The organism is Chitinimonas viridis (assembly GCF_030409555.1).
GTDB classification, from domain to species: Bacteria; Pseudomonadota; Gammaproteobacteria; order Burkholderiales; family Chitinimonadaceae; genus Chitinimonas; species Chitinimonas viridis.
Map to the genome: position 1 here is coordinate 39,791 of NZ_JAUFPU010000009.1, position 25,763 is coordinate 65,553.

At 61.6% G+C, this 25,763-nt stretch carries 30 protein-coding genes; 25 read left to right on the forward strand and 5 right to left on the reverse strand.

Annotated features, from left to right (window positions below; translation table 11 throughout):
* The first annotated feature begins 25 nt into the window (after positions 1 to 25).
* From nrdR to QWZ03_RS11550, 19 genes are all read left to right on the forward strand, one after another.
* On the forward strand, positions 26 to 478 hold the full coding sequence (gene nrdR / locus QWZ03_RS11460) for a transcriptional regulator NrdR (protein WP_284196314.1): 453 nt from the start codon (positions 26 to 28) through the stop codon (positions 476 to 478).
* Positions 475 to 1,548 carry a DUF2157 domain-containing protein gene (locus QWZ03_RS11465; protein ID WP_290332842.1) on the forward strand — a complete coding sequence of 358 codons (1,074 nt, stop codon included), beginning with the start codon at positions 475 to 477 and terminating at the stop codon, positions 1,546 to 1,548. Before nrdR ends, QWZ03_RS11465 begins: the two co-directional genes overlap by 4 nt.
* Positions 1,545 to 2,654: a bifunctional diaminohydroxyphosphoribosylaminopyrimidine deaminase/5-amino-6-(5-phosphoribosylamino)uracil reductase RibD gene (ribD, locus tag QWZ03_RS11470; protein ID WP_290332843.1), complete on the forward strand. Its 1,110-nt coding sequence runs from the start codon at positions 1,545 to 1,547 to the stop codon at positions 2,652 to 2,654. Before QWZ03_RS11465 ends, ribD begins: the two co-directional genes overlap by 4 nt.
* A 12-nt stretch (positions 2,655 to 2,666) precedes the next feature.
* On the forward strand, positions 2,667 to 3,287 hold the full coding sequence (locus QWZ03_RS11475) for a DJ-1/PfpI family protein (RefSeq protein WP_290332844.1): 621 nt from the start codon (positions 2,667 to 2,669) through the stop codon (positions 3,285 to 3,287).
* Between the two features lie 56 nt (positions 3,288 to 3,343).
* Positions 3,344 to 4,339 carry a S66 family peptidase gene (locus QWZ03_RS11480; protein WP_290332845.1) on the forward strand — a complete coding sequence of 332 codons (996 nt, stop codon included), beginning with the start codon at positions 3,344 to 3,346 and terminating at the stop codon, positions 4,337 to 4,339.
* Positions 4,336 to 5,079 carry a class I SAM-dependent methyltransferase gene (locus tag QWZ03_RS11485; protein ID WP_290332846.1) on the forward strand — a complete coding sequence of 248 codons (744 nt, stop codon included), beginning with the start codon at positions 4,336 to 4,338 and terminating at the stop codon, positions 5,077 to 5,079. The genes QWZ03_RS11480 and QWZ03_RS11485 overlap by 4 nt, the downstream gene beginning before the upstream one ends.
* A gap of 38 nt (positions 5,080 to 5,117) precedes the next feature.
* Positions 5,118 to 5,756, forward strand: coding sequence for a riboflavin synthase (locus QWZ03_RS11490; protein ID WP_284196308.1), 639 nt, complete (start codon positions 5,118 to 5,120; stop codon positions 5,754 to 5,756).
* A 46-nt stretch (positions 5,757 to 5,802) separates the two neighbouring features.
* Entirely contained in the window at positions 5,803 to 6,897 is a 1,095-nt protein-coding gene (gene ribBA / locus QWZ03_RS11495) for a bifunctional 3,4-dihydroxy-2-butanone-4-phosphate synthase/GTP cyclohydrolase II (protein WP_308447555.1), read from the forward strand.
* A gap of 76 nt (positions 6,898 to 6,973) precedes the next feature.
* A complete protein-coding gene (locus QWZ03_RS11500) occupies positions 6,974 to 7,201 on the forward strand; it encodes an AbrB/MazE/SpoVT family DNA-binding domain-containing protein (protein WP_284196307.1) in 228 nt (75 codons plus the stop codon).
* Positions 7,201 to 7,584, forward strand: coding sequence for a type II toxin-antitoxin system death-on-curing family toxin (locus QWZ03_RS11505; protein WP_290332847.1), 384 nt, complete (start codon positions 7,201 to 7,203; stop codon positions 7,582 to 7,584). The genes QWZ03_RS11500 and QWZ03_RS11505 overlap by 1 nt, the downstream gene beginning before the upstream one ends.
* A gap of 1 nt (position 7,585) precedes the next feature.
* Complete coding sequence (ribH, locus tag QWZ03_RS11510; protein ID WP_284196305.1) at positions 7,586 to 8,071, forward strand: 6,7-dimethyl-8-ribityllumazine synthase; 486 nt, start codon at positions 7,586 to 7,588, stop codon at positions 8,069 to 8,071.
* Positions 8,072 to 8,211: 140 nt separating this feature from the next.
* Positions 8,212 to 8,697 (forward strand): transcription antitermination factor NusB, encoded by a 486-nt coding sequence (nusB, locus tag QWZ03_RS11515; RefSeq protein ID WP_284196304.1) that lies wholly within the window; start codon positions 8,212 to 8,214, stop codon positions 8,695 to 8,697.
* Positions 8,698 to 8,715: 18 nt separating this feature from the next.
* Positions 8,716 to 8,925, forward strand: a complete 210-nt coding sequence (locus QWZ03_RS11520; RefSeq protein WP_290332848.1) for a DUF7661 family protein — start codon at positions 8,716 to 8,718, stop codon at positions 8,923 to 8,925.
* A gap of 9 nt (positions 8,926 to 8,934) precedes the next feature.
* The gene (gene thiL / locus QWZ03_RS11525; RefSeq protein WP_290332849.1) at positions 8,935 to 9,894 is read left to right on the forward strand and encodes a thiamine-phosphate kinase; all 960 of its coding nucleotides are present in this window, start codon (positions 8,935 to 8,937) and stop codon (positions 9,892 to 9,894) included.
* Positions 9,895 to 9,897: 3 nt separating this feature from the next.
* Positions 9,898 to 10,389: a phosphatidylglycerophosphatase A family protein gene (locus QWZ03_RS11530; RefSeq protein WP_290332850.1), complete on the forward strand. Its 492-nt coding sequence runs from the start codon at positions 9,898 to 9,900 to the stop codon at positions 10,387 to 10,389.
* A gap of 194 nt (positions 10,390 to 10,583) precedes the next feature.
* Positions 10,584 to 11,285 (forward strand): pirin family protein, encoded by a 702-nt coding sequence (locus tag QWZ03_RS11535; protein WP_290332851.1) that lies wholly within the window; start codon positions 10,584 to 10,586, stop codon positions 11,283 to 11,285.
* A gap of 110 nt (positions 11,286 to 11,395) precedes the next feature.
* The gene (locus QWZ03_RS11540; protein ID WP_290332852.1) at positions 11,396 to 11,779 is read left to right on the forward strand and encodes an OsmC family protein; all 384 of its coding nucleotides are present in this window, start codon (positions 11,396 to 11,398) and stop codon (positions 11,777 to 11,779) included.
* Between the two features lie 20 nt (positions 11,780 to 11,799).
* Positions 11,800 to 12,363, forward strand: a complete 564-nt coding sequence (locus QWZ03_RS11545) for an NADPH-dependent FMN reductase (protein WP_290332853.1) — start codon at positions 11,800 to 11,802, stop codon at positions 12,361 to 12,363.
* A gap of 105 nt (positions 12,364 to 12,468) precedes the next feature.
* Entirely contained in the window at positions 12,469 to 12,798 is a 330-nt protein-coding gene (locus QWZ03_RS11550) for a hypothetical protein (protein ID WP_290332854.1), read from the forward strand.
* Between the two features lie 105 nt (positions 12,799 to 12,903).
* Here QWZ03_RS11550 and QWZ03_RS11555 read toward each other — a convergent pair whose 3' ends face one another.
* Positions 12,904 to 14,949 carry a methyl-accepting chemotaxis protein gene (locus QWZ03_RS11555; protein WP_290332855.1) on the reverse strand — a complete coding sequence of 682 codons (2,046 nt, stop codon included), beginning with the start codon at positions 14,947 to 14,949 and terminating at the stop codon, positions 12,904 to 12,906.
* A gap of 106 nt (positions 14,950 to 15,055) precedes the next feature.
* Positions 15,056 to 15,925: an MBL fold metallo-hydrolase gene (locus tag QWZ03_RS11560; RefSeq protein WP_290332856.1), complete on the reverse strand. Its 870-nt coding sequence runs from the start codon at positions 15,923 to 15,925 to the stop codon at positions 15,056 to 15,058.
* Positions 15,926 to 16,012: 87 nt separating this feature from the next.
* On the opposite strand from QWZ03_RS11560, the gene QWZ03_RS11565 reads away from it, so the two are divergent.
* The 5 genes from QWZ03_RS11565 to QWZ03_RS11585 all read left to right on the forward strand — a co-directional run bounded on the left by QWZ03_RS11565 (position 16,013) and on the right by QWZ03_RS11585 (position 19,263).
* Positions 16,013 to 16,345 carry an ArsR/SmtB family transcription factor gene (locus QWZ03_RS11565; protein ID WP_290332857.1) on the forward strand — a complete coding sequence of 111 codons (333 nt, stop codon included), beginning with the start codon at positions 16,013 to 16,015 and terminating at the stop codon, positions 16,343 to 16,345.
* The gene (locus QWZ03_RS11570) at positions 16,335 to 16,772 is read left to right on the forward strand and encodes a YeeE/YedE family protein (protein ID WP_290332858.1); all 438 of its coding nucleotides are present in this window, start codon (positions 16,335 to 16,337) and stop codon (positions 16,770 to 16,772) included. Before QWZ03_RS11565 ends, QWZ03_RS11570 begins: the two co-directional genes overlap by 11 nt.
* 1 nt (position 16,773) lies before the next feature.
* Positions 16,774 to 17,193: a DUF6691 family protein gene (locus QWZ03_RS11575; RefSeq protein WP_290332859.1), complete on the forward strand. Its 420-nt coding sequence runs from the start codon at positions 16,774 to 16,776 to the stop codon at positions 17,191 to 17,193.
* An 8-nt stretch (positions 17,194 to 17,201) separates the two neighbouring features.
* On the forward strand, positions 17,202 to 18,899 hold the full coding sequence (locus QWZ03_RS11580) for a SulP family inorganic anion transporter (RefSeq protein ID WP_290332860.1): 1,698 nt from the start codon (positions 17,202 to 17,204) through the stop codon (positions 18,897 to 18,899).
* A gap of 142 nt (positions 18,900 to 19,041) precedes the next feature.
* Complete coding sequence (locus tag QWZ03_RS11585) at positions 19,042 to 19,263, forward strand: DUF2061 domain-containing protein (protein ID WP_290332861.1); 222 nt, start codon at positions 19,042 to 19,044, stop codon at positions 19,261 to 19,263.
* Here the strand turns inward: QWZ03_RS11585 and QWZ03_RS11590 are convergent.
* Positions 19,251 to 20,351 carry an anhydro-N-acetylmuramic acid kinase gene (locus tag QWZ03_RS11590; RefSeq protein WP_290332862.1) on the reverse strand — a complete coding sequence of 367 codons (1,101 nt, stop codon included), beginning with the start codon at positions 20,349 to 20,351 and terminating at the stop codon, positions 19,251 to 19,253. The genes QWZ03_RS11585 and QWZ03_RS11590 overlap by 13 nt on opposite strands.
* A gap of 293 nt (positions 20,352 to 20,644) precedes the next feature.
* On the opposite strand from QWZ03_RS11590, the gene tyrS reads away from it, so the two are divergent.
* Positions 20,645 to 21,919 carry a tyrosine--tRNA ligase gene (gene tyrS, locus QWZ03_RS11595; RefSeq protein ID WP_290332863.1) on the forward strand — a complete coding sequence of 425 codons (1,275 nt, stop codon included), beginning with the start codon at positions 20,645 to 20,647 and terminating at the stop codon, positions 21,917 to 21,919.
* A gap of 64 nt (positions 21,920 to 21,983) precedes the next feature.
* Here tyrS and QWZ03_RS11600 read toward each other — a convergent pair whose 3' ends face one another.
* Both QWZ03_RS11600 and QWZ03_RS11605 read right to left on the reverse strand, forming a co-directional pair.
* Entirely contained in the window at positions 21,984 to 24,410 is a 2,427-nt protein-coding gene (locus QWZ03_RS11600; RefSeq protein ID WP_290332864.1) for a penicillin-binding protein 1A, read from the reverse strand.
* 197 nt (positions 24,411 to 24,607) lie between these two features.
* Positions 24,608 to 25,594, reverse strand: coding sequence for a malate dehydrogenase (locus QWZ03_RS11605; RefSeq protein ID WP_284196286.1), 987 nt, complete (start codon positions 25,592 to 25,594; stop codon positions 24,608 to 24,610).
* Between the last annotated feature and the right edge of the window lie 169 nt (positions 25,595 to 25,763).

Consider the following 25,763-nt stretch of genomic DNA (forward strand, 5'->3'; position numbering starts at 1 on the left):
GCTATTCAAGTAGCGGAGCAGCGAGATGAAATGCCCGTTCTGTGGCTCGGCCGATACCCAGGTGGTCGATACCCGCCTTTCGGAAGAAGGCGATAGCATCAGGCGACGGCGCAAATGTGCCGGGTGCGACAAGCGCTTTACCACTTTCGAGACGGCCGAGGTCAGGCCGCCACAAGTGGTGAAGGCCAATGGCAGCCGTGCCGACTACGACAGCGACAAGGTAAGGGTAAGCTTTCACCGTGCCTTGCATAAGCGGCCGGTGCCTACCCAGCTGGTGGATGAAGCTATTGCCCGGATAGACCAGAAAGTGTTGTCGCTGGGCGAGCGCGAAGTTGAGTCGCGGCGTATAGGCGAGATGGTGATGGCCGAACTGGCCAAGCTGGACAAGGTGGCATATATCCGCTTCGCCTCGGTGTACCGCAGCTTTCAGGATGTGGATGATTTCCGCGACTTGATACGAGAGGTGAGCAAGAAATGAAGTTGAGCCGCCAAGATCTGACGCATGCCGAGACACAGGGAGTACTGCAGGCGGGCCAGGCAGATGCCTTGTGGCAGTTCCTCACTCAAGCCAATCCGGATGATCACGCGCAATTCCGGTTTGCCCATGTGCTCTATTACCTGGGCGGGGCAATCGCCATAGCGGCCATGAGCCTGTTCATGACCGTGGGCTACGCTACCTGGGGACCGGTTTCTCTGACGGTTTTCGCAGTTGCCTATGGTTTTCTGGCCTGGCGCCTGGGTGTCTGGTTTCTGGAGTCCAAGCAGCTGCGCATCCCCGCTGGCATTCTGCTGACGCTGGCCATTGTGCTGGTGCCCCTGGCGGTTTATGGCGTAGAGGCTGCCATGGGCCACTGGGACGATGGGGGGCAATACAGCGATTTCCATGTCTGGATAGATTGGCGCTGGCTGATCATGGAGCTGGCCACGCTTGTGGCCGCTGCCGTCATGCTGTGGCGCTACAGGCTGCCGTTCATGACCATGCCCGTGGCCGTCACACTCTGGTATATGAGCATGGACGTGGCGGCCTGGATCGCTATGGGCTTGGCCAATTCAGACGACTACAGTAGCTATTTCGCTTCGGTGTGGGATCTGCGCAAGTTTGTCTCACTGGGATTTGGCTTGCTGATGCTGGTCTTGGCACTGGTGATAGACCTGCGTACCCGGATGTTGAAGCAGGACTATGCGTTCTGGCTCTATTTGTTCGGGCTGCTGGCCTTTTGGGGGGCGCTGTCAGCCATGGATTCGGGTAGCCAGTTCGGCAAGCTCATCTATTGCGGCATCAATCTGGGCTTGATCTTTGTCGGTGCAGTCCTGTCACGCCGTGCCTTTGCCGTTTTCGGCGGGCTGGGGGTGGCGGGTTATCTGGGCTATCTGGCGTACGATGTCTTCGAGGATAGCCTGCTGTTTGCCTTTACCTTGAGCCTGATCGGCCTGGCTATCGTGTTTGCTGGGGTATGGTGGAACAAGCATGGCGCTGCGCTGGGTAGCCGCTGGCGGCGCCGCATCTCTCCCCAGTTGGCGGAGTTGATCGAGGCCAGGCAGGCATGAGTTTCAGTGCAGCTGACCATGGTTTTATGGCGCAGGCCTTGCGCATGGCGGAGGGTGGGCGGTGCATCACCACGCCCAACCCCAGCGTGGGTTGCGTGCTGGTGCGTGATGGCAGGCTTATCGGCCAGGGCCATACCCAGATTGCTGGTGGCCCGCACGCCGAGGTCATGGCCTTGCGTGATGCGGTCGCCAGGGGCGAGACCCCGGCGGGCGCCACGGCCTATGTCACCCTGGAGCCCTGTGCCCATTACGGCCGTACGCCACCCTGCGCCAAGGGTTTGATCGAGGCGGGCGTTGTCAGGGTGGTGGCTGCCCTGGTCGATCCGCATACCTTGGTGGCGGGCAAGGGCTTGGCCATGTTGCGAGAAGCGGGCGTTGCGGCCGAGGTCGGCCTGATGGCGACGGAAGCACGTGAGTCGCTGAAGGGTTTTCTGTCCCGTATCGAGCGGCAGCGGCCTTGGTTGCGGCTAAAACTGGCAGCCAGCCTGGATGGCAAGACAGCGCTGGTCAACGGCGAATCGCAATGGATTACCGGGCCGGCGGCCAGGGCCGATGTGCAGAGACTGCGTGCCCGCTCCTGCGCCATGTTGACGGGTAGCGGCACGGTGCTGAAGGACGACCCCCTGCTGACGGTGCGTGAGCTGGATGGGCTTGCCTGGGGCGGCCGGCAGCCGCTACGCGTCGTGCTCGACAGCCGTGCCCAGCTGCCGGTCAGTGCACGCATGCTGACGGCGCCGGGCAAGACGCTGGTGATTACTGCAGATGCGCCGTCCAAGCACGCTGATGCCTTGCGGGAGGCCGGGGCCGAGGTGGTGGCCCTGCCGGATGGTGCAGGGCGGGTTGATCTGGCCGCTACGCTGGCCTTGCTGGGGCAGCGCGGTATGAATGAGGTGACGGTGGAATCGGGTGGGCGCTTGAATGGCGCCTGGCTGCAAAGCGGCTTGGTGGATGAGCTGGTGCTGTACCAGGCGCCTGTCCTGCTGGGGAGTGCCGCTGCCCATATGGCGGATTTCAGTCTGGCACGGCTGGCCGACAAACTGGCGCCAAGGCTGGTGGATAGCCGCCAGGTGGGGGCAGATATGCGCTACACCCTGCGCTTTGATTGAGGAGAGTGCTGCATGCGGATAGCCATCGTTACGTTTGACGGTTTCAACGAGCTGGACTCATTTATTGCGCTGGGCATGCTGAATCGCCTGCGCGGGCTGGGTTGGCAGGCGGAGATCGCCGGATTGGCGCCGCAACTGACCTCCATGAATGGCGTTGGCATCAGCAGCCAGCAGCCGCTGGAGTTTGCCAACGAAGCCGAGGTGGTGCTGTTCGGTAGTGGCATCAAGACCCGCGAGGTCGCTGCCGATGCGGCCACCTTGGCACGATTGAAGCTGGACCCCGCGCGGCAACTGATCGGTGCCCAGTGCTCCGGCACCTTGTTGATGGCTCGCCTGGGCCTCTTGGGCAGCTTGCCGGCCTGTACGGATTTGATTACCAAGCCCTGGGTGCAGGAGGCGGGTGTCCACGTGGTGGACGCGCCTTTCCATGCCGAAGGCAATCTGGCGACTGCCGGGGGCTGCCTGGCCTCGCAGTACCTGGCCAGTTGGGTGATGCTGCGGCTGGCTGGCGAGGCTGCAGCAAAGGAGGCGCTGCACTATGTGGCGCCGGTAGGCGAGAAGGATAGCTATGTGGCCCGACTGCTGAGCGTGGTGCTGCCCTTCGTGACGCAGCCGCAAGGAACAACGGTTTGAGCAATAGCCCGATAATACGCCCACGCAAATTACGTCGTGGCGATCGCATTGCGGTCGTGACATCGTCCTGGGGCGGGCCGGCAGCCTGCCCCGAGCGTTACCGGCAGGGGAAGCAGCAACTGGCTGCGGCATTTGGCCTGGAAGTGGTGGAGATGCCGCATACGCTGAAGCCGGCCGACTGGCTGGCGCGCAACCCCCAGGCACGGGCCGAGGATCTGATGCAGGCTTTTGCCGATCCTTCTGTCGCCGGCATCATCTCTGCCATCGGTGGTGAAGATTCGATACGGCTGTTGCGGCATCTGGATTTCGAGGTGATACGCAAGCACCCCAAGGTGTATATGGGCTACTCCGACAGTACGGTCAGCCATCTGGCCTGCTACAAGGCGGGTCTAGGCAGCTTTTACGGGCCCAGCATCATGTCCGGTTTTGCGGAGAACGGGGGGTTGCATGAATACCTGCGTCTGTCGGTGCAACGCCTGTTGTTTGAAGACGGCCCGGCGGGGGAGATACGCCCCAACCCGGACGGCTGGGTGGTAGAACAGTATGACTGGACTGATGTGGCCAGCCTGACCCGGCAGCGCCCGCTCAACGTCCCCTTACCGTGGCGCTACCTGCGTGGGCAAGGGGTGGTGCGGGGACATCTGCTGGGCGGTTGCCTGGATGTGCTGGACATGCTGCGCGGCAGTCGCTGCTGGCCCTCGCTGGCGCAGTGGCAGGGGGCCATCCTGTTCCTGGAAACTTCTGAAGATGCGCCAGCCGCCAGCATGCTGCGTTACTTCCTGCGCAATCTGGCTGAGCAGGGCGCGTTGCAGGGGCTGCAGGGCATACTGCTGGGGCGACCGGGTGGCAAGCTGGCGCCCAGCCGCTTTGTCGAATACGACGATGCCCTGTTGCAGGTGCTGGATGAAGAAGGATTGACCGAGCTGGCTGTGGTGACCCATATGGACTTTGGCCATACCGACCCCATGTGCGTGCTGCCCTATGGCGCGATGGTCGAGATAGACTGTGATGCCCGTCGCATCAGCCTGCTGGAGTCGGCAACCCTGCCATGAGCTTCCAGGATCACTTCTCGACCCAGTCTGCCGCCTACGCGCAGTTCCGGCCCTGTTATCCGGCCAGCCTGTTTGCCTGGCTGACCCAGGTGGCGCCCGCTGCCGGGCTGGCCTGGGACGTCGCCACCGGCAACGGACAGGCGGCGCTGGCCCTGGCGGAACACTTCCAGCAGGTTGTTGCGACCGAACCCTCGGCCGGGCAGCTTGCAAATGCACCATCCCACCCCCATATCGTCTACCGGCAGGAGGCGGCCGAACGCAGTTCGCTGACTGCCGGCACTGCGGACTTGATCACGGTGGCGCAGGCGCTGCACTGGTTTGATCTGGACGCCTTCATGGCCGAGGCTGATCGCGTGCTCAAGCCCGGTGGCGTGCTGGCTATATGGTGTTACGAGGTGTTCGCCACCGAGCCTGCCATCGATGCCATCGTGGCCGACTACTATCACCATGTGGTCGGGGCATATTGGCCACCCGAACGGCGTTGGCTTGAGCAGGGCTATGCCAGCTTGGCCATGCCTTACCCCCGGCTGCCTGTACCTGAACTGGATATGGCGTTGATGTGGACCTTGGATGCACTGATCGGATATCTGGGCACCTGGTCGGCTACCCAGCGCTATAAAGAAGATAAACAGCATGACCCCCTGCTGGCGTTGCGCAAGCAGCTTGCGCCGCTCTGGGGGGATGCGCCCAGGCGTGTGAGCTGGCCACTGCGGCTGCATGCCTGCCAAAAACCGGCATGACGCATGCGTCGGCGCCCCCCAATCGAGAAAGGATAGCCATGTTCACTGGCATCATTGAAGCCACCGGCAAGATCGCCACCGTACAACCACTGGAAGGCGAAGGCCTGCGTGTGATGGTGGTCAGCGAACACCTGGACCTGCGTGACGTGGCTATAGGCGACAGCATCGCGGTCAACGGCGGCTGCATGACGGTGATTGCCAAGACGGAGCACAGCTTCAAGTACGATATCTCGGCCGAATCGCTACGCTGCACGGTAGGATTGGAAGACCCGGGCCGCGAGGTAAATCTGGAGAAAGCGCTGCGGCTGGGCGATCGCCTGGGCGGGCACCTGGTGTCCGGCCATGTGGATGGCCTGGGGGAGGTACTGAAGTTCGTCGAGGTGGGCGAGAGCTGGCAACTGGTGGTGCAGGCGGACAAGTCCCTGGCCAAATTCATTGCCATCAAGGGCTCGGTGGTCATCAATGGCGTGTCGTTGACCACCAATCAGGTCAAGGACGTCAATGACCGCTGCATCTTCTCGGTCAACCTGATACCCCATACAGTGGCAGTCACCTCGCTCAAGCACCTGAAGGCCGGTGACAAGGTCAATCTGGAGATAGACCTGATCGCACGCTACCTTGAGCGCATGCTGCCCGAAGCCGATCCGTTTGAAGCGCTGAAGAAGCGCAAGGGCTGAGCCGCCTGCTCACCCGCTCCCTTTGAATTCTGAAAGTACCCGTTACATGTCCATTGCTATTTCTCCCATACCCGACCTGATTGCCGAGCTGGCTGCCGGCCGCATGATCATCCTGATGGATGACGAGGACCGCGAGAATGAGGGCGATCTCGTCATGGCAGCCGAGCATGTCACCCCGGAGGCCATCAATTTCATGGCCAAGCACGCGCGTGGCTTGATCTGCCTGACCCTGACCGAGCAGCGCTGTCGGCAGCTGGAGCTGCCCTTGATGGTGACCAAGAATGGCGCCTCGCATGGCACCAATTTCACGCTCAGCATTGAGGCCGCCGAAGGGGTGAGTACCGGCATCTCTGCCGCAGACCGTGCACGGACGGTGCGGGCTGCCGTGGCACGCGATGCCAGGCCGTCCGATATCGTCCAGCCTGGCCATATTTTTCCGCTGATGGCGCGCGAGGGCGGGGTGCTGGCGCGTGCGGGCCATACCGAGGCAGGTTGCGATCTGGCGCGCATGGCAGGCTGCCTGCCGGCATCGGTGATCTGCGAAGTCATGAATGACGACGGCACCATGGCACGCCTGCCCGAGCTGCTGCCCTTTGCTGCCCAGCATGGGCTCAAGATCGGCACCATTGCTGATCTGATCCAGTATCGTAGCCGTACCGAATCGCTGGTGGAGCGCGCTGGTGAGCGCATGGTGCAGACACCGGCAGGTGAGTTCAAGCTGGTGGCATTTCGGGAGCAGGGTTGCACCAGCACCCATCTGGCATTGGTCAAGGGCGATTTCACGGCCAGCGATGAAGTGCTGGTACGGGTGCACGAGCCACTGAGCGTGATGGACTGGATGGACGCGGGCCAGACCCGCCACAGCTGGGGCATCTATCAAAGCCTGGCCGCGATCAGCGAGGCGGGCCGTGGGGTGGCGGTACTGCTGCATCGCGAGGAAAGCGGCGAGGATCTCCTGGCCCGTGCCTTGCCGGAATTGAAGCTCAACAACCCTACCAAATGGGATCTGCGCACGTATGGCGTAGGTGCCCAGATGCTCAAGTCCCTGGGGGTGGGCAAGATGCGCCTGCTGTCGCCCGCCCGCAAGATGCCCAGCATGGCTGGCTTTGGTTTGGAAGTGACGGGCTTTGTCGAGCCTTGATTTCTAAGGCTTTTTGACCGCCATGGCGGCTTGGTGCTAAGATATACGGCTGTATATACGAAATACGGAGCACGCCATGAGCCAGGTCTCGCTACGCAAGGTTGGTTCCAGCTTTGTCACTACCATACCGGCCGAGCTGGTCAGCAGCCTGCATCTGGCGGAGGGGCAAAAGTTCGAGATCACCAGCGAGAATGGACGCTTGCTGCTGACGCCGGTAGATGAGGCCTTTTCCGAAGGCTGGCGTGCCTATCAGGAGGTGCTGGAGCAGTATCGCCCGGCGTTCCAGAAACTGGCCGACCTTTGATGGCGGTGCGTTTTCTGCCTGAGTCGCTGGTGCTATTGATGCACGAGGATCAGATACGCGCCTTTGGCGGCATGCAGGGCATCAGGGGTATTGATTTGATGCGCTCGGCGTTGAGCCAGGCACAGCAGACACTTGATGACACCGGCGACCTGTTCGAGGCCGCGGCAGCCTACGCGCATTCGCTGGCGAAGAACCATCCCTTTCTGGATGGCAACAAGCGCACCGCTGCAGCCACCGTGACCACCTTTCTGGTGCAGAACGGTTGGCGGCTCTGCTTCAGCCAGGTGGATCTGGTGGACTGGATAGTACGTATTGCTGTCAGCGAGCTGGATAGACCGGCACTGGCAGCCTTGTTGCGACAACATACTGAATTGAAAGCATGATATGGCCCGTTTTGAATCCATACCGGAAATCGAATCCAACTTTGACGGCAAGGGCTTGCGCATCGGCATCGTCACCGCCCGTTTCAACAACGATGTGTGTGGCGGCCTGTTGTTGGCCTGTCGCGACGAGCTCAAGCGCCTGGGCGTGCAGGATGCCGACGTGCTGCTGACCACTGTGCCGGGTGCGCTGGAAGTGCCACTGGTACTGCAGACCATGGCCAAGTCTGGCCGTTTCGATGCCCTGATCGCCCTGGGTGCCATCATTCGTGGCGAGACCTATCATTTTGAGCTGGTCTCCAACGAATCGGGCTCGGGTGTGACCCAGGTAGGCCTGGACTTTGGCATCCCCATCGCCAATGCCATCCTGACCACCGAGAACGACGACCAGGCACTGGTGCGTATGCAGGAAAAGGGTAGCGATGCGGCCAAGGTAGCCGTGGAGATGGCCCGCTTGCAGGCAGCGTTGCGCGAGCGTTTCAAGATGTAAAGGCCTTGCTGCCACCCGCTGCCTGATGTGTAGCGGGTAGGCAGTAAGTACCAAGCCGGCTGCGGGCAAGCCCCCAGCCGTCAAGAACCCCCCAAGAGCGCGGCTTGCAAGCCGCGCCTGCTCTTTGAACAGGACACACCATGAGCCAAGCTGAACAACCCCAAGAAGCCAAGAAGACCCCGCAGAAATCCTCCCGCCGCCGCTCGCGTGAGTTTGCCGTACAGGGGCTGTACCAGTGGCAGCTTACTGGCGACGGCGTGGCCAATATCGAGCGTTTCCTGCGCGACAGCAGCACCAGTTTTGTCCGGGCTGACGAGACCCTGTTCCGCGAGCTGTTCTACAACGCCCTGCGCGATGCCGAGGCACTGAAGACAGCCCTGGCGCCACATCTGGACCGTGATGAAATCGATGTCAGCCCGGTGGAGCGGGCGGTGCTGCTGGTGGCCGCATTCGAGTTGATCCACAAGCCGGAAACCCCCTACGCGGTGGTGATCAATGAGGCGATCGAGATAGCCAAGACCTTTGGCGGTACCGATGGTCATCGCTTTGTCAACGGCGTCCTGGACAAGCTGGCCGCCGAAGTGCGCACTGCTGAGGTTGAAGCTGGCCGTAACCGCCGTCGCTGATACGGGTAGTGCTTGGCCATGCGCTTCGACGTCTTTGGTAGATACCAGCTGGAAATACGCCGTGTCGGTACTGAGTGGGTGGCCTATCGCCCAGGTACCGGCACCTTGCTGGCCTTGCCTGATCTTGTGATTCCGCCTGAGCTGACGGAAGCGCAGCTTGCGGGTTATCTCTTCGACCTGCTGCACGAGTTGAGCGAGCCCGGCCGCAGCCTGCGCCGGGTGGACTAACGCCCCGCCATGCCGCTCGATGAATTTGATCTGATACAGCGTTACTTTACCCGGCCTGTCGGCAATACCGTACTGGGCGTGGGGGACGATGCCGCACTGATCGCGCCGACACCGGGCATGCAACTGGCAGTCTCCGCCGATACGCTGGTGGAGGGACGCCATTTCTTTGCCGGCTGCGATGCTGAGGCGCTGGGCTGGAAGTGCCTGGCCGTCAATCTGTCGGATATGGCGGCCATGGGCGCCAGGCCGCGTTGGTTTACGCTGTGCCTGAGCCTGCCACAAGCCAACCCGGACTGGCTGGCGGCGTTTTCGCGCGGCATGTTTGCCCTGGCCGACGAGCACAATGTGGCCTTGATCGGGGGTGATACCACGGCCGGCCCCTTGACCATCTCCATCCAGATCATGGGCGAAGTCGCGCCCGGCTTTGCGCTGCGGCGCGATGCGGGCCAGGCAGGTGACGATATCTGGCTATCAGGTTGTACCGGTGCGGCCGCCATGGCGGTGGCGCAGCGCTATGGCCAGCTCCAGCTGGACGCGAGCGACCTTGCCTACTGTGCGGAGCGGCTGGACAAGCCGCAGCCCAGGGTGGCTCTGGGCTTGGCCCTGGCGGGGCTCGCCCGTGCTGCCATTGATGTGTCCGATGGCCTATTGGCCGATCTTGGGCATATTGCAGCCCGCTCGCAGTTGGCGGCAGAACTGCGGCTGATGTCTTTGCCGCTGCCGCCGCTGAGCGACGAGGCCATGGCCCTGCCTGCGTTGGATCGCTGCTTGCTGGCTGGTGGCGACGATTACGAGCTGTGCTTTACGGCCGCGCCCACGGTGCGGGCACAGATTGAGCAACTGGCAACGGCGCTGGCGCTGCGCTTGAGCCATATCGGCCAACTGAAGGCAGGGCAGGGCGTGACGGTGCTGGACGCCAACGATCAGCCTGTTAGGCTGCCTTATACCGGCTTCAACCATTTCGCCTGACTTATGCCTGCACTGCGCCAACCAGATATCAAGCTGCTGCTGTCTCACCCTGCGCACTTTCTCGCCTTGGGCTTCGGCAGCGGTCTTGCTCCCAAAGCGCCGGGGACATTTGGGTCGCTGGCTGCGATCCCTCTGTATCTGCTGCTGGCCCAGCTGCTGTTACCATGGCATATCGCCCTGCTGGCTATCCCATTGTTTGTGCTGGGTATCTGGGCTTGCGGCAAGACTGGGCAGGCGCTAGGCGTGTCGGATCACGGCGGCATCGTCTGGGATGAAATCGTGGCGATGCTACCCTTGCTGGCCATGGTGCCGCAGACTGTCCTGGGCTGGAGCGCCGCGTTCCTGTTGTTCCGCCTGTTTGATATCAGCAAGCCCTGGCCTATCAGCTGGTTTGATGCACGCATCAAAGGCGGCTTCGGCGTCATGCTCGACGACGCACTCGCGGCGCTGCCGGCAGCCGGCCTGCTCTATCTGCTGTATCCCTGGCTATCCTAGCCTGCGCATCGATTTTGCTGTGAGCCTGGCGGATTCGCGTCATGGCAGCGTGGCCTGAATCCGCGGGTTCTTTCGCATGCCACGCAAGCTCATTCTGTTTTTTTGATCAAACTACTCAGATCATTCCGCTATCAGCAAGCTAGTTCAAGGCATAGCATGGCAATTGTTCATTCAGACTTTTGCAAGGAGTTGTCATGCTTACGCTACGTCGCAGTGCAGACCGGGGTTATGCCGACCACGGCTGGCTGAAGTCCTTCCATAGTTTTTCCTTCGCCGAGTACTACGACCCCAAACACATGGGCTTTGGCCCCTTGCGCGTCATCAACGAGGATAGGGTGGCGCCTGGAGCGGGATTCGGTACCCATGGCCATCGTGATATGGAAATCATCAGCTATGTGCTGGAGGGGGGGCTGGAGCACCGGGACAGCATGGGCAACGGCTCGGTCATTCGGCCGGGTGATGTACAGCGCATGAGTGCCGGCAAGGGGGTCATGCACTCCGAGTACAACGGCTCGGTGGATCACAGTGTGCATTTTCTGCAGATATGGATCATGCCCAGTGCGACCGGTATTGCACCAGGCTACGAGGAGAAGCATTTTGATGCAGCCCAGAAGCGAGGTCGGCTGTGCCTGATCGCCAGCCCGGATGCGGCTGAAGGTTCGGTGTCCGTGCATCAGGATGCGCGGCTGTACGCGGGCTTGTTCGATGCCGAGGAGCAGGGGGCGTTGACCATCGACCCTGGCCGCCTGGCCTATGTGCATCTGGCGCGGGGTAGCCTGCAGGTGAACGGGCAAGCGCTTGAGGCTGGCGATGCCCTGCTGCTGCACGGGGAGCCCCTTGTCACCTTGGCGCAAGGGCGGGATGCCGAAGTGCTGGTGTTTGACATGGTGGCTTGAGCTGACGCCCAGGAACCGCCATGCTCGCGCCTGGGACGGTATGGAAGCTGCTGGTATTGCCGGCCCGGGTGTACGCTGGATAGTAGAAACAAATATCAGGAGAGAAAAAGATGACCGTCGTAGCAAGCAAGGCCGAACAAGGCCATTATCTGACACAGCTGATAGCAGACCAAGCCCACTGGCTGGCCGATGCGGACGGCGCACAGGGTGAGGGGACCGCCCCCGATCCGCATCAACTGCTGGATGCGGCACTAGCCGCATGTACTGCCATTACCGTGCGTATGTACGCTGAGCGTAAGGGTATGGCACTGCAGGACGTGGTGGTGACCATCCGCCACAAGGAAGAGGGCGGTGTTTACCAGATGGAGCGACAGTTGCAGTTCATTGGTGACCTGACCGAGCAGGAGCGTGCCCGGCTGACCGAGATAGCCGGCAAGTGTCCGGTACACAAGACGCTGTCTGGCCGCTTCGAGATCACGACCCAGGCGCAATGACAGCGGCAAAGGAGAAGGCGATGAGTGCACGCATACTGGTTTTTGCCGGCAGTGCCCGGCGGGCCTCACTAAACAAGCGCCTGGCTGCTGTTCTGTCGGCATCGATCGTTGCAGCTGGTGGTGAGGCTACTTTGATTGATCTGGCCGACTATGAAATGCCGCTGTATCACGGCGACTGGGAGGCGGATAACGGTCCCCCCGAAGCCGCCAGGCGATTGAACGCGCTGCTGGCGCAACACGATGGCTTGGCACTGGCTTCGCCGGAGAACAATGCGTCGATTTCGGCCCTGATGAAGAACACACTGGACTGGCTATCGCGCATCGATGGCGGTGCCACGCTGCAAGGCAAGGCTGCCTTGCTGACGGCGGCTTCGCCAGGGGCGCTGGGTGGCCTGCGTGGGCTGAACCACCTGCGCGACATCCTGCACACCCTGGGTGTAACCACGCTGCCGCAAACGCTGGCTGTCAGCCGCGCGCATGAGGCGTTTGCAGAGGATGGCAGCCTGGTCAACGAGCGGCAGCGCGGGCAGGTCGATCAACTGGCTACCCGCTTGATCCACCTGGCGTTGGCCCTCAAGGGCTGATGGCACTTTCCGGCTTGGGCATGGTCTATAACGCAGACGTTAGGACGAAGATCGGCCGTGGGCGGCCTGTTCGTCTGGATAGTGTTCTGTACTGGGAGATACATCATGCGTCGTCTGACTTGTGTTTGGCTGGCGGGTGCCTTGTTGCTCTCGGCCTGCGCCACGCTACCGCCGCAGGTTTCGGTGGATGAGGCACTCAAGCTGAGCCGTGAGGGCGTTAGTGCCGATGCCATCATCGCCATGATGCGGGAGAGCCGCTCCAGCTATCAGCTGACAGCCAGCGATATCGTTCGCCTGAGCAAGCAGGGACTGCCTGATCCGGTGCTGGACTATATGCAGCAGACCCAACTGGATGAGGTACGCAAGCAGGAGCGCATGAACGACTGGGCCAGCCGCCCGCCGGTCTTTTGGCATGCGTGGATACGCTGGCGCTAGGGTAGGTAGCGAATAGACCCTATGCGCTGACCACGGCTGTAGTTATTTGCTGCAGGTTCAGCTAAAGGCACGGACAGGCCGCCCGGGAGGGCGGCCTTGCTGTTTTCAGGTACGGAAGCGCTGTACCAGTGATTCCAGCTCTGCTGCCAGGCTGGCAATCTGCTGGCTGGTGTTGGAGGCTTGCTGGAGGGCGACATCATTCTGGGCGATGGCCGAGGTGATCTGCTCCACATTGTTGGCCATCAGGTTGGAGGCTTCGGATTGCTCGCGGGTGGCGACGGCGATGTCGCGCATACCCATGGCGGTGATGCGTGTCGTATCTGCGATACCGGCTATTTGCTCGGCTGCGCTGCGCGAGCGTGCCACGCCTGCTTCGACCTGGCCGAGTGTCGTGCCTATGCCGCTGACTGCCGTGTCCGTCTCCTGCTGGATGCTGCTGATCGTCTGGCTGATCTCCAGCGTGGCGGCGGCGGTGCGCTCTGCCAGCTTGCGTACCTCGTCGGCCACCACGGCAAAACCGCGCCCCTGTTCTCCAGCGCGGGCGGCCTCGATGGCGGCATTGAGCGCCAGCAGATTGGTCTGCTCGGCTACCTCGCGTATGGTGGCGACCACACTGCTTACGGCCTGGGCGCGTTGTGCCAGCTGGGCCATGGTCGAGGCCTGCTGCCTGACCGCCTGATCCACCTTGCCTATCTCGGCGGCAGTCTGCTTTACCTCTTCCACCGCACTCAAGGCGTCCCGCTCAGCCTGTTCGCTGGTCTTGCCGGCATCGCCGGCATTCTGCGCAATCAGGCTGATGCTGGTGGACATTTCTTCCAGTGAAGCGGCCGACGAAGCCGCTGCCGACGATTGCTGCGCCGAACTGTCCGATATATGCCGGGTATGCCCCGCCAGCTCATTGATACGGCCATTGAGATCGACAGCGTTGTCTTTTACTGCCCGTACGATGTCTGCAAGGCTGTCGATAAAGCGGTTGAAGGCCTGCGAGGTCTGGCCGATCTCGTCCTGGCTGGCTACCTGCAGGCGCCGGGTCAGATCGGCCTCGCCGCCTGCCAGTTCACGCATGGCATCGCGCAGGCGTGCCAGCGGTTGTGCTACCTTACCGATGGCGATACCCAGCACGATGGCCAGCAACACCAATGCCACGACACCGATGGCGATATTGACCATCAGCATATGGTTGGTCGGGGCCATGATACGGGCAATCGGGATATTGACCGCCAGCACCCACTGGGTGGCGCTGCTGCCGATGGCGACAGGTACCAGGAAGCGGGCGTATTCGTCCTGTTCAACCACGATGGCCTTGCCGCTGCGGGCGGCCTCAAAGGCATCCTTGGGAATTTCCTGTGGGTCGAAGGGCTTGTTGATGCGGCCGGCATCGGGGTGGCTGGCATACACGCCGGCATGGCTGATGAGGCTAAGAAAGCCGGTTTCGTAGGGCTTCTGGGCATTCAGGGTGGCTTGCAAGTCACGCATGGGTACGTCGGAGCCGATGACGCCGATAAACTGGCCATCAGCCACCACAGGTGCCACATAGGACATCATCAGCACATTGGTGTCAGTATCCAGGTAGGGCTCTACCGCTGTATCACGCTTGGTGTTCTTGGGCTCGATGTAATAGGGCTGGCCATAGTAGTCCTCGTTCCACTTTTGCTGTTCCTCCGGCGTCATCTCCTTGTCGGCATGGTCGTACTCGAAGAACTTAGTGGCCGCAGCTTGCTTGGCGTCCGGCCGCAGCAGCCAGGGGGCATAGGCACCGCTGGCGTAATAGAGCTTGTTCTTGGTGAACTCGGCATCGCGCCCATCGAGGGCATTGGGCTCGAAAATCACCCAGAGGTCGTAGAGCTTCTCCTGCCGCTGGAAGGTGGCCTCCAGCATGCCGTCCATCACCTTGCGGTCAGGTGGGCCATGCTTCTTGAAACCGGCGAACACCCCGGCCATATCGCGCGCCGTATTGGCTGGCGCACCAAACGCGGCGCTGGCATAGCCGGCATAGTAATCCGCCAGGGAGCGGGCGCTGTCGTAGGCTTGCTGACGCGACAGCGCGCGGGTTTGCAGTGATACCGCCGTTACAACGGCTGCCAGTGCAAGCGTGGCGCAGAGCAGGGCCACGATCAATATCTTGGTGCGGAAGCTGAGTGCTGCGGGCATAACCATCCTTTAAGCAAGCGTTAAGTCGGTATAGCACTTGTACTGGTCTGTTACGCTACAAGGAGGGCTTGGGACCAAGATATATTGTCGCCTGTGTTGACCTAGGTCAAAGCCGGTTCAAGGGAATGCGCAAATAACGGTGGCCGTCAGCTTCTACGGGGGGCATCTCGCCCGCCCGGATATTGATCTGTACCGACGGCAGCAGCAGGTTGGGCATGTCCAGCGTGCGGTCACGGGCTTCGCGCAAGGCGACGAATTCGTCCTGGCTGATGCCTTGGCGGATATGGATATTGGCGGCGCGCTGCTCGGCCACGGTGGTTTCCCACTGCACCTTGCGCGATGCAGGCGGATAGTCGTGGCACATGAACAGGCGGGTGCTGTCGGGCAGGGATAGCAATCGCTGTGCAGATTGATACAGCGTGGCGGCATTGCCACCGGGAAAGTCGCACCGCGCGGTACCCAGGTCCGGCATGAACAGGGTGTCGCCCACGAAAACGGCATCACCGACCAGATAGGCCATATCTGCCGGCGTATGGCCCGGTACGAAGAGGGCCTGGGCGGACAGCGTCCCAATCTGGAAGGTTTCGCCATCACGGAACAGGCGGTCGAATTGACTGCCATCGGCCTCGAAGCTGGACTCGAAATGGAAGATGCCGGAAAAAATGGCCTGCACCTGCCGTATATGCTCACCGATGGCCACGGTGCCGCCACATTGCTGTTTCAGATAGGCCGCCGCTGACAGATGGTCGGCGTGGGCATGGGTTTCCAGTATCCATTGCAGCTTCAGTTGCTGCGCCTGCAGAAATCCTATCAGTTGATCGGCATTGCGCGTGCTGGTACGGCCTGCCTTGGGGTCGTAGTCCAGTACGGGGTCGATGATGGCAGCGTGGCCGCCGCGATGGTCATACACCACATAGCTGATAGTGCCGGTAACAGGCTCATGGAAGGCTTGAATCTGGGCGTTGGCGGGATGCATACGTATGCTCCTAATCAATATTCTTGAAAACATAATGTAAAAAAGTATAATGTGTCAACCATCAGTCTGTCATGAGAGGTTGAAACGATGACACCAGAACAGCTGGAAGGCTTGCGTGGCGCGGCAGGCCAGGCCGCCGCGCTGCTCAAGGCGCTGGCCAATGAAGACCGCTTGCTGCTGCTCTGCCAACTGGTGGAGAGGGAGAGAACCGTGTCTGAACTCGAATCCATGACCGGGATACGCCAGCCTACCTTGAGCCAGCAACTGGGCGTGCTCCGTAACGAGCAGCTGGTCAGTACCCGCCGTGAAGGCAAATATATCTATTACAGCCTGGCCAGTGACGAAGTCAGCCGGGTACTGGGCTTGATGTACGAACTGTACTGTCCGCCAAATCAGAAGGAGACTACGCATGCAGCTTGATACCTTGCACTTCACACCGCTGGCGTCATTGTCTGGGGGCGCGCTGATAGGCCTGGCTGCGGGCGGTTTTGCGCTGCTGCTGGGACGTATCATGGGCGTCTCAGGTATTGTGGGTGGGCTGTTGAGCCGAGGTGGCCAGGGCGACCGTGCCTGGCGCCTGAGCTTTATAGTGGGTCTGCTGGCGGCCCCGCTGGTATGGCAGTTGGGTTGGCGCCTGCCCGATATCCAGGTGGCAGCAGGCCCTGTCACCTTGGTGGTTGCCGGCCTGCTAGTGGGGTTTGGTACACGCCTGGGGTCGGGATGCACCAGTGGTCACGGCGTCTGCGGCCTAGCGCGAGGAACCCTGCGCTCGCTGATCGCCACCATGACCTTCATGCTGGTTGCCGTGGTGACGGTTTACATCATGCGTCATGTATTGGGAGCTTGAGATGAAATCGTCACTGACCGCGGGCCTCTTGGGGCTATTGTTTGGCTTGGGCTTGTTGCTGGCCGGGATGGCGAACCCAGCCAAGGTATCTGGCTTTCTGGATATCGCCGGGCTTTGGGACCCTAGCCTGGCCCTGGTGATGGTTGGCGGGATTTGCGCAGCGACGGGATTGCTGGCCTGGGCAGGGCATCGCCAGCGCAGCCTGCTGGGCTTGCCGATGCAACTACCCAAGCCCGGCAAACCGGATTCTAGCCTGCTGCTGGGGGCTGCCTTGTTTGGTCTGGGCTGGGGGCTGGCGGGTATTTGCCCTGGCCCGGCACTATTGGGCCTGGCGACCGGTGAGACGGCCTTCGTGCCATTTGTACTCGCCATGCTGGCCGGCATGGGCTTATATACGCTGCTGCCCACACCTCGCTCCTGAGTGCCGCCATGCCTGATTGGCTTAGACATTATCGCCGTGGCGATCTCCCTCACGATCTTTTGGCCAGCCTGACATTGTTGGTGCTGTTGATTCCGCAGGGGCTGGCCTACGCCCTGTTGGCCGGCTTGCCACCCCAGGCGGGCTTGTACGCCAGCATCGTCCCGGTGGTGGTGTATGCCTTGCTGGGTTCCAGCGCCACCCTGTCGGTCGGGCCTGCTGCCTTGCCCTCGCTGATGACCGCTACCGCGTTGGCAGGCATGGCTGCACCGGGCAGTGCCGCCTGGATGGCCCTGGCGGGCATGGTTGCACTGCTGTCAGGTGTCTTGCGCATGGGCCTGGCCTGGCTGCGTTTCGGCTTTATCGCCAATTTTCTGTCGCACTCGGTGGTGGGGGGCTTTGTCAGTGGCTCGGCGCTGTTGATCGTACTGAGCCAGCTGCCGCAACTGCTGGGCATCAGCGCCCATGGCGCTACGGCCTGGCAGATTGCCACCGAACTGGTGCGGGCATTGCCGCAGACCAATCTGCCTGCACTGATGCTGTCCGCAGCGGCGCTGGTCTTGCTGCTGGCCGGCCGGCGCTGGATCAAGCCCTGCCTGCAGAAACTGGGTCTGAGTGCACAGGCAGCCGATCTATGGGGCAAGGCTTTCCCCATCGTGGTGGTGGTGGCAGGTGCCGTCGCCAGTAGCCTGCTGGCTTTGCCGGTGCGCTCTGTAGGTGTGTTGCCGGCCGGTTTACCGCCATTGGCCTGGCCCGCCATGGATATCGCCAGTGCAGGCGCCATCGTGCCGGCCATACTGGCCATTGCTCTGGTCGGTTTTGTCGATAGCTATTCGATTGCCCAGTCCCTTGCACTCAAGCGCCGCGAAAGCGTGGACCCGGATAGGGAGCTGTTGGCGCTGGGTGCTGCCAATACGGCGGCTGGCCTGACCGGGGGCTTTCCTGTGTCTGCCAGCTTTGGCCGCTCTGCCGCCAATGAGCTGGCCGGCGCCCGTACGCAGTTGGCGGGGGTGCTAACGGCGGCCTGGATAGCCCTGATCCTGCTGTTGTTTACCGATCTGTTCGCCAGCATGCCGCTGGCGGTGTTGTCGGCCACCATCGTGGTCGCAGTCTCGCAGATGATCGATCTGTCCATCTTCAGGCTGGCATGGCGTTACGACAGACGCGATGCCTTGGTCTATCTGGCGACCTTGCTGGGTGTGCTGGTGCTGGGGGTGGTTGATGCCATCCTGCTGGGCGTCGGCCTGTCGCTGGCGCTGTTTATCTGGCGTACCAGCCAACCCCATCTGGCTGTGCTGGGGCGGGTGGCCGGCACCGAACATTACCGCAATGTGCTGCGCTACGAAGTCGAAACCGAGCCCGAGATACTGGCGGTGCGGATAGATGAAAGTCTGTACTTTGCCAATATCCGCTTCGTGCGAGCCGGCCTGGTGACCATGCTGGGACAGCGACCCAGGACACGAGAGCTACTGCTGGTGCTGTCGGCCGTCAATGCCATTGATGTCTCGGCGCTGCAAGGTTTGCGTGAGCTGAACCGGGTATTGCTGGAGCAGGGGGTGAGGCTGCATTTTGCGGTGGTGAAGGGGCCGGTGATGGACCAGCTCAAGCAGAGCGGCTTTCTCGACGAACTGTCCGGACAGGTGCATCTGTCCACCCATGCGGCCATGCAGGCGCTCAAGGCCAGCCATGGCCAGGACTATGTCATCTAGCCCTGATGAGAATGCCTGTTTGTGCTTGATGGTGATAGTGTTATTGCTATCGTTACATGAGAAATGTTTGATTTTTTCTTGGGATGGCAGGGCGCTATGATAGGGCCATCAACTTAAGCGCCATAGCACCAAGGAGTCCATCATGGCCAAGACCGCGACATTTGCCCTTACCCACTTTGGGGTGGCCTTCAGCGTGGCCTATATGCTGACGGGCAGCATAGGTATCAGCAGCACGCTGGCCTTGGTGGAACCCGCAGTCAATACCGTGGCCTACTATTTTCACGAGAAAGCCTGGCTGAGATTTGGCCGAGGGCCCGATGCCGCCAAGCCAGTACAGCACTTCGGCCATGCTCATGCAGGGTAGATGGCGCCCAGTAACCTGGGGCCTGCTGCACCCGTCACGGCGGGCAGGTTGCCCGGCTGCCCAGCCAGGCATTGCTTAGCCAGCCAGGCAAAGGCCACTGCTTCAACCCAGTCAGGATGCAGGCCCAACACCTCCGTGCTGTCCAGCCGGCGCGGGGCCAGCAAGGCGGCCAGCCTGCGCATCAGCAGGCTGTTGCGTGCGCCGCCGCCGCATACATAGACTTCACTGGCTTGCGCAGCGTGTCGGTTGATTTCATCAGCGATGCTGCGCGCTGTGAATTCCAACAGGCTGGCCTGCACATCCTGTGGCGGCATGGCCGGCAGCTGGGCCAGGATGGCATCCAGCCAACGTAGATGGAACAGGTCTCGCCCGGTACTCTTGGGTGGATGCTGGGCCAGATAAGGCTGGGCCAGCAGGGTCGCCAGCAAGACGTCATTGACTGCGCCCGTGGCGGCCCAGCCGCCATCGGCATCATACGCCCAGCCCTGGTGGCGGGTGGTCCAGCCATCCATCAGCACATTGCCGGGGCCAGTATCCCAACCGCGCACTTCGCCGTGGCTGGGCAGATCGGTCACATTGCTGATACCGCCTATGTTGACGATGGCACGATGCGCAGCTGCGCCGAACAAGCCACGATGGAAGGCGGGCACCAGCGGTGCACCCTGGCCACCGGCGGCGACGTCGCGGCTGCGGAAATCACTGACCACCGTAATGCCGGTCTGCTCCGCCAATCTGGCTGCGTTGCCTATCTGCAGCGTGTAGGCCAGCTCGGGCCTATGCCGTATGGTCTGGCCATGCATACCGATGGCACGCACCTGCGCGGCCGCCACATCGGCCTGGGCCAGGGTATCGGTGATCGCGGCTGCATAGGCGTCCGCCAGTGCGTTGGCTGCTAGCGCAGCCTGGTGCAGCTCATCCGTCTGCGGGCTTTGCAAGGCCAGCAACGCGGTACGCAGGGCAGATGCAAACGGCTGTAGCGTGGCATGCAGCAACCGGGGGGCGGTGCCTGCGTAGTCCACCAGGGCACAGTCAATACCATCCAGGCTGGTGCCGGACATCAGGCCGATATAAAGCTGGGGAGTGGGCATGGCGCTTGGGGGGGCGAAGTCGGGAGGCAATAGCCTACCAGTCTGTGAGACTGTTCAGGATCTTTTCCCGATAGGTGACGAGGCGAAATAACTTTGAACAGGCCCTGAGGTCCTGCGCCAGGTTTGCTCCCGCGCCCGCGTGGCCAGCGCCCATCCATGGCTTGAATTCATGACCGGCGCTGATGCAATGACTGTATAGGATGTGGGTAGTACCCCGGTTTGCGCTAGAATCACCGGTTCCGATTTTTGCGGCACCGTGTCGGTGCCTTGTTTGCCCTGTGGAGAGTTCCTACATGTCCCAATCCAGCCTTATCCAGGATCTGCAAGATCGTGGCCTGATCGCACAAGCGACAGATGCTGCGGCGCTCGACGAACTGCTGGCCAAGGAATCGGTGACCCTCTATTGCGGCTTCGACCCGACGGCGGACAGCCTGCACATTGGCAGCCTGGTACCCATCCTGGTGCTCAAGCGCTTCCAGCAGGCTGGCCACAAGCCGATTGCCCTGGTGGGTGGCGCCACCGGCATGATAGGCGACCCCAGCTTCAAGTCGGCAGAGCGCAAGCTCAATACGCCCGATGTGATCGAGGGCTGGGTAGCCAAGATACGTGCTCAAGTGGCGCCTTTCCTCCAGTTCGACGGTGCCAACGCCGCCATCATGGCCAACAACCACGATTGGTTCGGCCCCATGAGCGTGCTGGATTTCCTGCGCGATATCGGCAAGCACTTCTCGGTCAATGCCATGATCAAGAAGGAGTCGGTGCAGCAGCGCATCAACCGCGACGATCAGGGCATCTCCTTCACCGAGTTTGCCTATAGCCTGCTGCAAGGTTACGACTTCACCGAGCTGAACCGCCGCTACGGTTGCCGTCTGCAGATAGGTGGGTCTGACCAGTGGGGAAATATCACGGCCGGTACCGACCTGACCCGGCGTCTGAACCAGCAGCAGGTGTTTGGCCTGACACTGCCGCTGGTGACCAAGTCCGATGGCACCAAGTTTGGCAAGACCGAGACCGGCACCATCTGGCTCGATGCAAAGAAGACCTCACCCTACGCCTTCTACCAGTTCTGGCTGGGCACGGCCGATGCCGATGTGTACACCTTCCTGCGCTATTTCACTTTCCTGTCCCCTTCCGAGATCAATGCCATCGAGGCGGCCGACAAGGCCCGCGAAGGTAAGCCTGAGGCACAGCGCATCCTGGCGGAGCAGGTGACGGCCATCGTTCACGGCCCAGGTGCGGTCGAGGCGGCGCAGCGTATCAGCCAAAGCCTGTTCAGCGACAGCCTTGCGGCCCTGACCGAATCGGACTTCGAGCAACTGGCCCAGGATGGCATGCCCGGTGTCGTATTGGAGCGGTCGGTGACCGGCCTGATCGATGCGCTGGTGGCCGCCAATCTGGCCAAGTCCAAGAGCGAAGCGCGTACCTTTATCCAGAGCGGCGCAGTCAGTATCAATGGCAATCGGGCCGCTACGCTGGAGCATGGCTTTGTTGATGCAGAACGCCTGTTCGGCCGTTTTACACTGCTCAAGCGTGGCAAAAAGAACTATGGTCTGATCAGCTGGCAGTGATGCGGCCCTAAAGAAAAAAACGGCGCACGATGCGCCGTTTTTTTGCGTCCCGCCGGCCTACCGGTCAGCGATCCCGTTTCCCTGATTGCGTCCCATCCGGCACGGGCTCGCTGGTTTCTTCGGGCTCGCCTTCCTCGGTTGGGATTTCCTCGCCCTCCAGCAGCTCGATTTCTTCTTCGGGCTCTGGCATGGCGACGCCGCGCATGCCTATGCCGGCGACAAAGCCATTGCCCCGGGTGAACTCGTCAAAGTACCACTCGCCTCCCTGCTGGCTAACGCCGGTGGGCTGCGGCATGGTGTAAGTGGGTAGACCCTTGAGCATGGGCGTCATGAAGCGCATCCACTGCGGCAGGGCCAACTGGCTGCCAGCCGAGCTGGTGCCCAATGAGCGTGGCTGGTCGAAGCCCATCCAGCTGACGGCTACCAGGCTGTTGTGATAACCGGCAAACCAGGCATCACGCGCCTCGTTGGTGGTGCCGGTCTTGCCGGCAAGGTCGGTACGGCCCATATCGTTGCTGCGGTAGGCTGTGCCGTGCTGAGCCACACCTTGCAGCAGGTTGTTCATCAGGAAGGCATTGCGCGGCGAGATGGCACGGATGGCGTTCTGATCGGCAATCCTGGGCTGCGCCTGGAGCAATAGCTTGCCTTTGCCGTCGCGCACCTCCCGTATCAGGTAGGGGTCGACACGGAAGCCGCCGTTGGCGAACACGGTGTAGCCCCGTGCCAGTTGCAGGGGGGTGACCTGGCCTGCGCCTAGAGCCATGGGCAGATAGGGGGGGACTTGGCGTTTTTCAAAGCCGAAGCGGGTGACGTAATCACGCGCATAGGGCACGCCAATATAGTCCAGTACCCGCACGGCCACGAGATTCTTGGATTTTTGCAGGCCGCGCCGCAAGGTAATGGGGCCGGACTGGCTGTAGTCGTCGTTCTTGGGCTCCCAGGCTTTTTCGTCTTTGGGGTCCAGCTTGATCGATAGGGGGGCGTCGTTGACGATGGTGGCAGGGCCGACACCGCGCTCCAGCGCAGCCGAATAGACAAATGGCTTGAAGGTGGAGCCCGGTTGGCGCCAGGCCTGGGCGGCGCGGTTAAAGTTCTGCACCTTGAAGTCGAAGCCGCCAACCAGTGCCCGAATGGCGCCATCCTGGGGGGCCAATGCCACCAGCGCGCCCTGCACCTCAGGTAGCTGGGCGATCTCGGGCTTGCCCTGAGCATTCTGTATGACGCGTACGATGCTGCCCGGCCTGATGCGCAAAGCATCGTTGGCGCTGCTGCGCAACCCCGCGGCTGCAAAGCGCAGGCCGTTGCTATTGATGACCAGTGCTTCGCCCTCGCGGGTCTGCACGGTCACTTCACGGGGGCTGGTTTTCAGCACTACTGCAGCGATCATTTCCTCGGCATCGGGGTGGGTCTCCAGTGCCTCTTCTATCGCGTCATTGCGATCCTCTTCCGCCGGGGGCAATAGCATCTGCCCTTCGGGGCCGCGATAGTTGCGACGTCGGTCGTAGTCCAGCAGGCTGGTGCGCACGGCATCCCAGGCGGCCAGCTGGGCGGTGTAGTTGATGGTGGTGTGTACCACCAGCCCCATGCCATAGGCTTTCTCGCCATACTGGGCGACCATCTGCTGGCGCGCCATCTCGGCGGCGTATTCCGCCTTGGGCCGGGGCTGGTAGGTTTGCATCTCACCTTCGGCCAGCTTGAGTGGCTCGGCCAATGCCTGCTCGTAGCTGGCCTTGTCGATCAGCTTCAGTTCCAGCATGCGCTTGAGGATATACGCCTGGCGTATCCGTGCCCGCTTAGGATTGACCACCGGGTTATAGGCCGCAGGTGCCTTGGGCAGGCCTGCCAGCATGGCGGCTTCAGCCAGGGTAATGTCCTTGAGTTCCTTGCCATAGTAGATGCGGGCGGCACTGGCATAGCCGTATGCGCGCTGGCCCAGGTAGATCTGGTTCATGTACAGCTCGAGCACCTCATCCTTGCTGCGGACGGATTCGATCTTGTAGGCCAGGAGTATCTCGCGCAGTTTGCGGGTGTAGGTCTTGTCCTTGGTCAGGAACATGTTGCGGGCAAGCTGCATGGTGATAGTGCTGGCGCCCTGGCCGCGGCCGCCGCTACCCAGGTTGGCGAGCCCGGCACGCAGTACGCCTTGCAGGTCAACAGCGCCGTGCTCATAGAAACGGGCGTCTTCAATTGCCAGTACGGCATGCTTGAGCTGCGCCGGCATCTCGGCCAGCTTGACCAGGCTGCGCCGCTCCTTGCCGAATTCACCTATCAATATGCCGTCGTCGGAGAACACCCGTAGCGGCACCTTGGCTTGCAGGTTGTCCAGCTCGGCCAAGGAGGGGAGGTCGCGCAGCAGCCACCAGCCGGCACCGATAAAGGCGGCGAGTATCAGCCCTGCTGTGGCCCAAAGCAGTTTGCGATAGCGTCGTAGCAAGGCACGCAACTTCTGCAGGCGTTTTTTGGGAGGGGCAGGCGTCTGGGTGTCGGTCACGTTGGTGGCAAACGGATGGAAGCGTTGAGGTGTGAAATCAGCCTAGCTCTTGCAGCGAGGAGAGGCGGCGTTTGCAGCTACCGTCCATCGCGCGGCGCGTATTGTGCCCGTTTCAGGGCATCATGGCTTGCTTATACGCCGATGACGGGCAACAAAAAAGGCGAGCCAGGGCTCGCCTTTCGCTGCAGGGGTGAAAATCAGCCCAGCAGATGGGCCACGCCTGCGCGCTCTTCTTCGAGCTCGGCCAGGGTGAAATCCATGCGTTCACGCGAGAAGGCATCGACTTCCAGGCCGGTCACGCGGGTGTACTCACCGTTGGCGCAGGTAACGGGCACGCCGTACATCACGCCTTCGGGGATACCGTAGGAACCATCCGACGGAATGCCCATGGTCACCCACTTGCCATTGGTGCCCAGTACCCAGTCACGGATATGGTCAATGGCGGCATTGGCAGCCGAGGCTGCCGACGACAGGCCACGGGCTTCAATGATGGCGGCACCGCGCTTGCCCACCTTGGGGATGAAGGTGTCTTTGTTCCAGGCTTCGTCGTTGATCTTGGTCTTGAGCGAAGCGCCGGCAGCGGTAGCGAAGCGATAGTCGGGGTACATGGTCGGGCTGTGGTTGCCCCAGACGATCAGGTTTTCGATATCGGCAACGGCTACGCCAGCCTTGTCGGCCAGTTGGCTCAGGGCGCGGTTGTGATCCAGGCGCAGCATGGCGGTGAAGTTCTTGGCCGGCAGATCGGGAGCCGACTTCATGGCGATGTAGGCATTGGTATTGGCGGGGTTGCCGACAACCAGCACCTTGACGTCACGGCTGGCGACCTTGTTCAGGGCGGCGCCTTGGGCGGTGAAGATCTTGGCGTTTTCGAGCAGCAGGTCCTTGCGCTCCATGCCGGGGCCGCGAGGGCGGGCGCCAACCAGCAGTGCCACGTCGACATCCTTGAAGGCGACTTCAGCGTCATCGGTGCCGACTACACCGGCCAGCAGCGGGAAGGCGCAGTCTTCCAGCTCCATGATCACGCCTTTGAGTGCGGCCTGGGCCTTCTCCAGCGGCAGTTCCAGCAGTTGCAGAATGACGGGCTGATCCTTGCCCAGCATCTCGCCAGAGGCAATGCGGAACAAGAGGCTGTAACCGATCTGGCCGGCAGCGCCGGTAACGGCAACGCGAACGGGTTTCTTCATCGTTGGAACTCCTGGAGAGCTTTAAGTAGGGAGAGGCGAGTGTGGCCACCAGTTGCAGCAATCGTTCACTTCAAAGTGTCAGCGAGCGAGAGAGGCAAGGGTTTTCATGTGGCAGCACAGCAATCAGGACGAGTCTAGCATCTCAAGCTGCTGAAATCACCCGGAATAC

What these genes read in the sequence shown, in the direction of transcription:
- QWZ03_RS11485 (WP_290332846.1), top strand. Translation starts at nt 4,336, where the DNA reads ATGAGCTTCCAGGATCACTTCTCGACCCAGTCTGCCGCCTACGCGCAG.
- QWZ03_RS11565 (WP_290332857.1), top strand. Translation starts at nt 16,013, where the DNA reads ATGACACCAGAACAGCTGGAAGGCTTGCGTGGCGCGGCAGGCCAGGCC.
- QWZ03_RS11540 (WP_290332852.1), top strand. Translation starts at nt 11,396, where the DNA reads ATGACCGTCGTAGCAAGCAAGGCCGAACAAGGCCATTATCTGACACAG.
- nusB (WP_284196304.1), top strand. Translation starts at nt 8,212, where the DNA reads ATGAGCCAAGCTGAACAACCCCAAGAAGCCAAGAAGACCCCGCAGAAA.
- ribH (WP_284196305.1), top strand. Translation starts at nt 7,586, where the DNA reads ATGGCCCGTTTTGAATCCATACCGGAAATCGAATCCAACTTTGACGGC.
- QWZ03_RS11580 (WP_290332860.1), top strand. Translation starts at nt 17,202, where the DNA reads ATGCCTGATTGGCTTAGACATTATCGCCGTGGCGATCTCCCTCACGAT.
- QWZ03_RS11545 (WP_290332853.1), top strand. Translation starts at nt 11,800, where the DNA reads ATGAGTGCACGCATACTGGTTTTTGCCGGCAGTGCCCGGCGGGCCTCA.
- ribBA (WP_308447555.1), top strand. Translation starts at nt 5,803, where the DNA reads ATGTCCATTGCTATTTCTCCCATACCCGACCTGATTGCCGAGCTGGCT.
- QWZ03_RS11530 (WP_290332850.1), top strand. Translation starts at nt 9,898, where the DNA reads ATGCCTGCACTGCGCCAACCAGATATCAAGCTGCTGCTGTCTCACCCT.
- QWZ03_RS11605 (WP_284196286.1), bottom strand. Translation starts at nt 25,594, where the DNA reads ATGAAGAAACCCGTTCGCGTTGCCGTTACCGGCGCTGCCGGCCAGATC.
- QWZ03_RS11570 (WP_290332858.1), top strand. Translation starts at nt 16,335, where the DNA reads ATGCAGCTTGATACCTTGCACTTCACACCGCTGGCGTCATTGTCTGGG.
- nrdR (WP_284196314.1), top strand. Translation starts at nt 26, where the DNA reads ATGAAATGCCCGTTCTGTGGCTCGGCCGATACCCAGGTGGTCGATACC.
- QWZ03_RS11465 (WP_290332842.1), top strand. Translation starts at nt 475, where the DNA reads ATGAAGTTGAGCCGCCAAGATCTGACGCATGCCGAGACACAGGGAGTA.
- thiL (WP_290332849.1), top strand. Translation starts at nt 8,935, where the DNA reads ATGCCGCTCGATGAATTTGATCTGATACAGCGTTACTTTACCCGGCCT.
- QWZ03_RS11520 (WP_290332848.1), top strand. Translation starts at nt 8,716, where the DNA reads ATGCGCTTCGACGTCTTTGGTAGATACCAGCTGGAAATACGCCGTGTC.
- QWZ03_RS11560 (WP_290332856.1), bottom strand. Translation starts at nt 15,925, where the DNA reads ATGCATCCCGCCAACGCCCAGATTCAAGCCTTCCATGAGCCTGTTACC.
- QWZ03_RS11535 (WP_290332851.1), top strand. Translation starts at nt 10,584, where the DNA reads ATGCTTACGCTACGTCGCAGTGCAGACCGGGGTTATGCCGACCACGGC.
- QWZ03_RS11505 (WP_290332847.1), top strand. Translation starts at nt 7,201, where the DNA reads ATGGCGGTGCGTTTTCTGCCTGAGTCGCTGGTGCTATTGATGCACGAG.
- tyrS (WP_290332863.1), top strand. Translation starts at nt 20,645, where the DNA reads ATGTCCCAATCCAGCCTTATCCAGGATCTGCAAGATCGTGGCCTGATC.
- QWZ03_RS11555 (WP_290332855.1), bottom strand. Translation starts at nt 14,949, where the DNA reads ATGCCCGCAGCACTCAGCTTCCGCACCAAGATATTGATCGTGGCCCTG.
- QWZ03_RS11490 (WP_284196308.1), top strand. Translation starts at nt 5,118, where the DNA reads ATGTTCACTGGCATCATTGAAGCCACCGGCAAGATCGCCACCGTACAA.
- QWZ03_RS11585 (WP_290332861.1), top strand. Translation starts at nt 19,042, where the DNA reads ATGGCCAAGACCGCGACATTTGCCCTTACCCACTTTGGGGTGGCCTTC.
- ribD (WP_290332843.1), top strand. Translation starts at nt 1,545, where the DNA reads ATGAGTTTCAGTGCAGCTGACCATGGTTTTATGGCGCAGGCCTTGCGC.
- QWZ03_RS11475 (WP_290332844.1), top strand. Translation starts at nt 2,667, where the DNA reads ATGCGGATAGCCATCGTTACGTTTGACGGTTTCAACGAGCTGGACTCA.
- QWZ03_RS11590 (WP_290332862.1), bottom strand. Translation starts at nt 20,351, where the DNA reads ATGCCCACTCCCCAGCTTTATATCGGCCTGATGTCCGGCACCAGCCTG.
- QWZ03_RS11500 (WP_284196307.1), top strand. Translation starts at nt 6,974, where the DNA reads ATGAGCCAGGTCTCGCTACGCAAGGTTGGTTCCAGCTTTGTCACTACC.
- QWZ03_RS11575 (WP_290332859.1), top strand. Translation starts at nt 16,774, where the DNA reads ATGAAATCGTCACTGACCGCGGGCCTCTTGGGGCTATTGTTTGGCTTG.
- QWZ03_RS11550 (WP_290332854.1), top strand. Translation starts at nt 12,469, where the DNA reads ATGCGTCGTCTGACTTGTGTTTGGCTGGCGGGTGCCTTGTTGCTCTCG.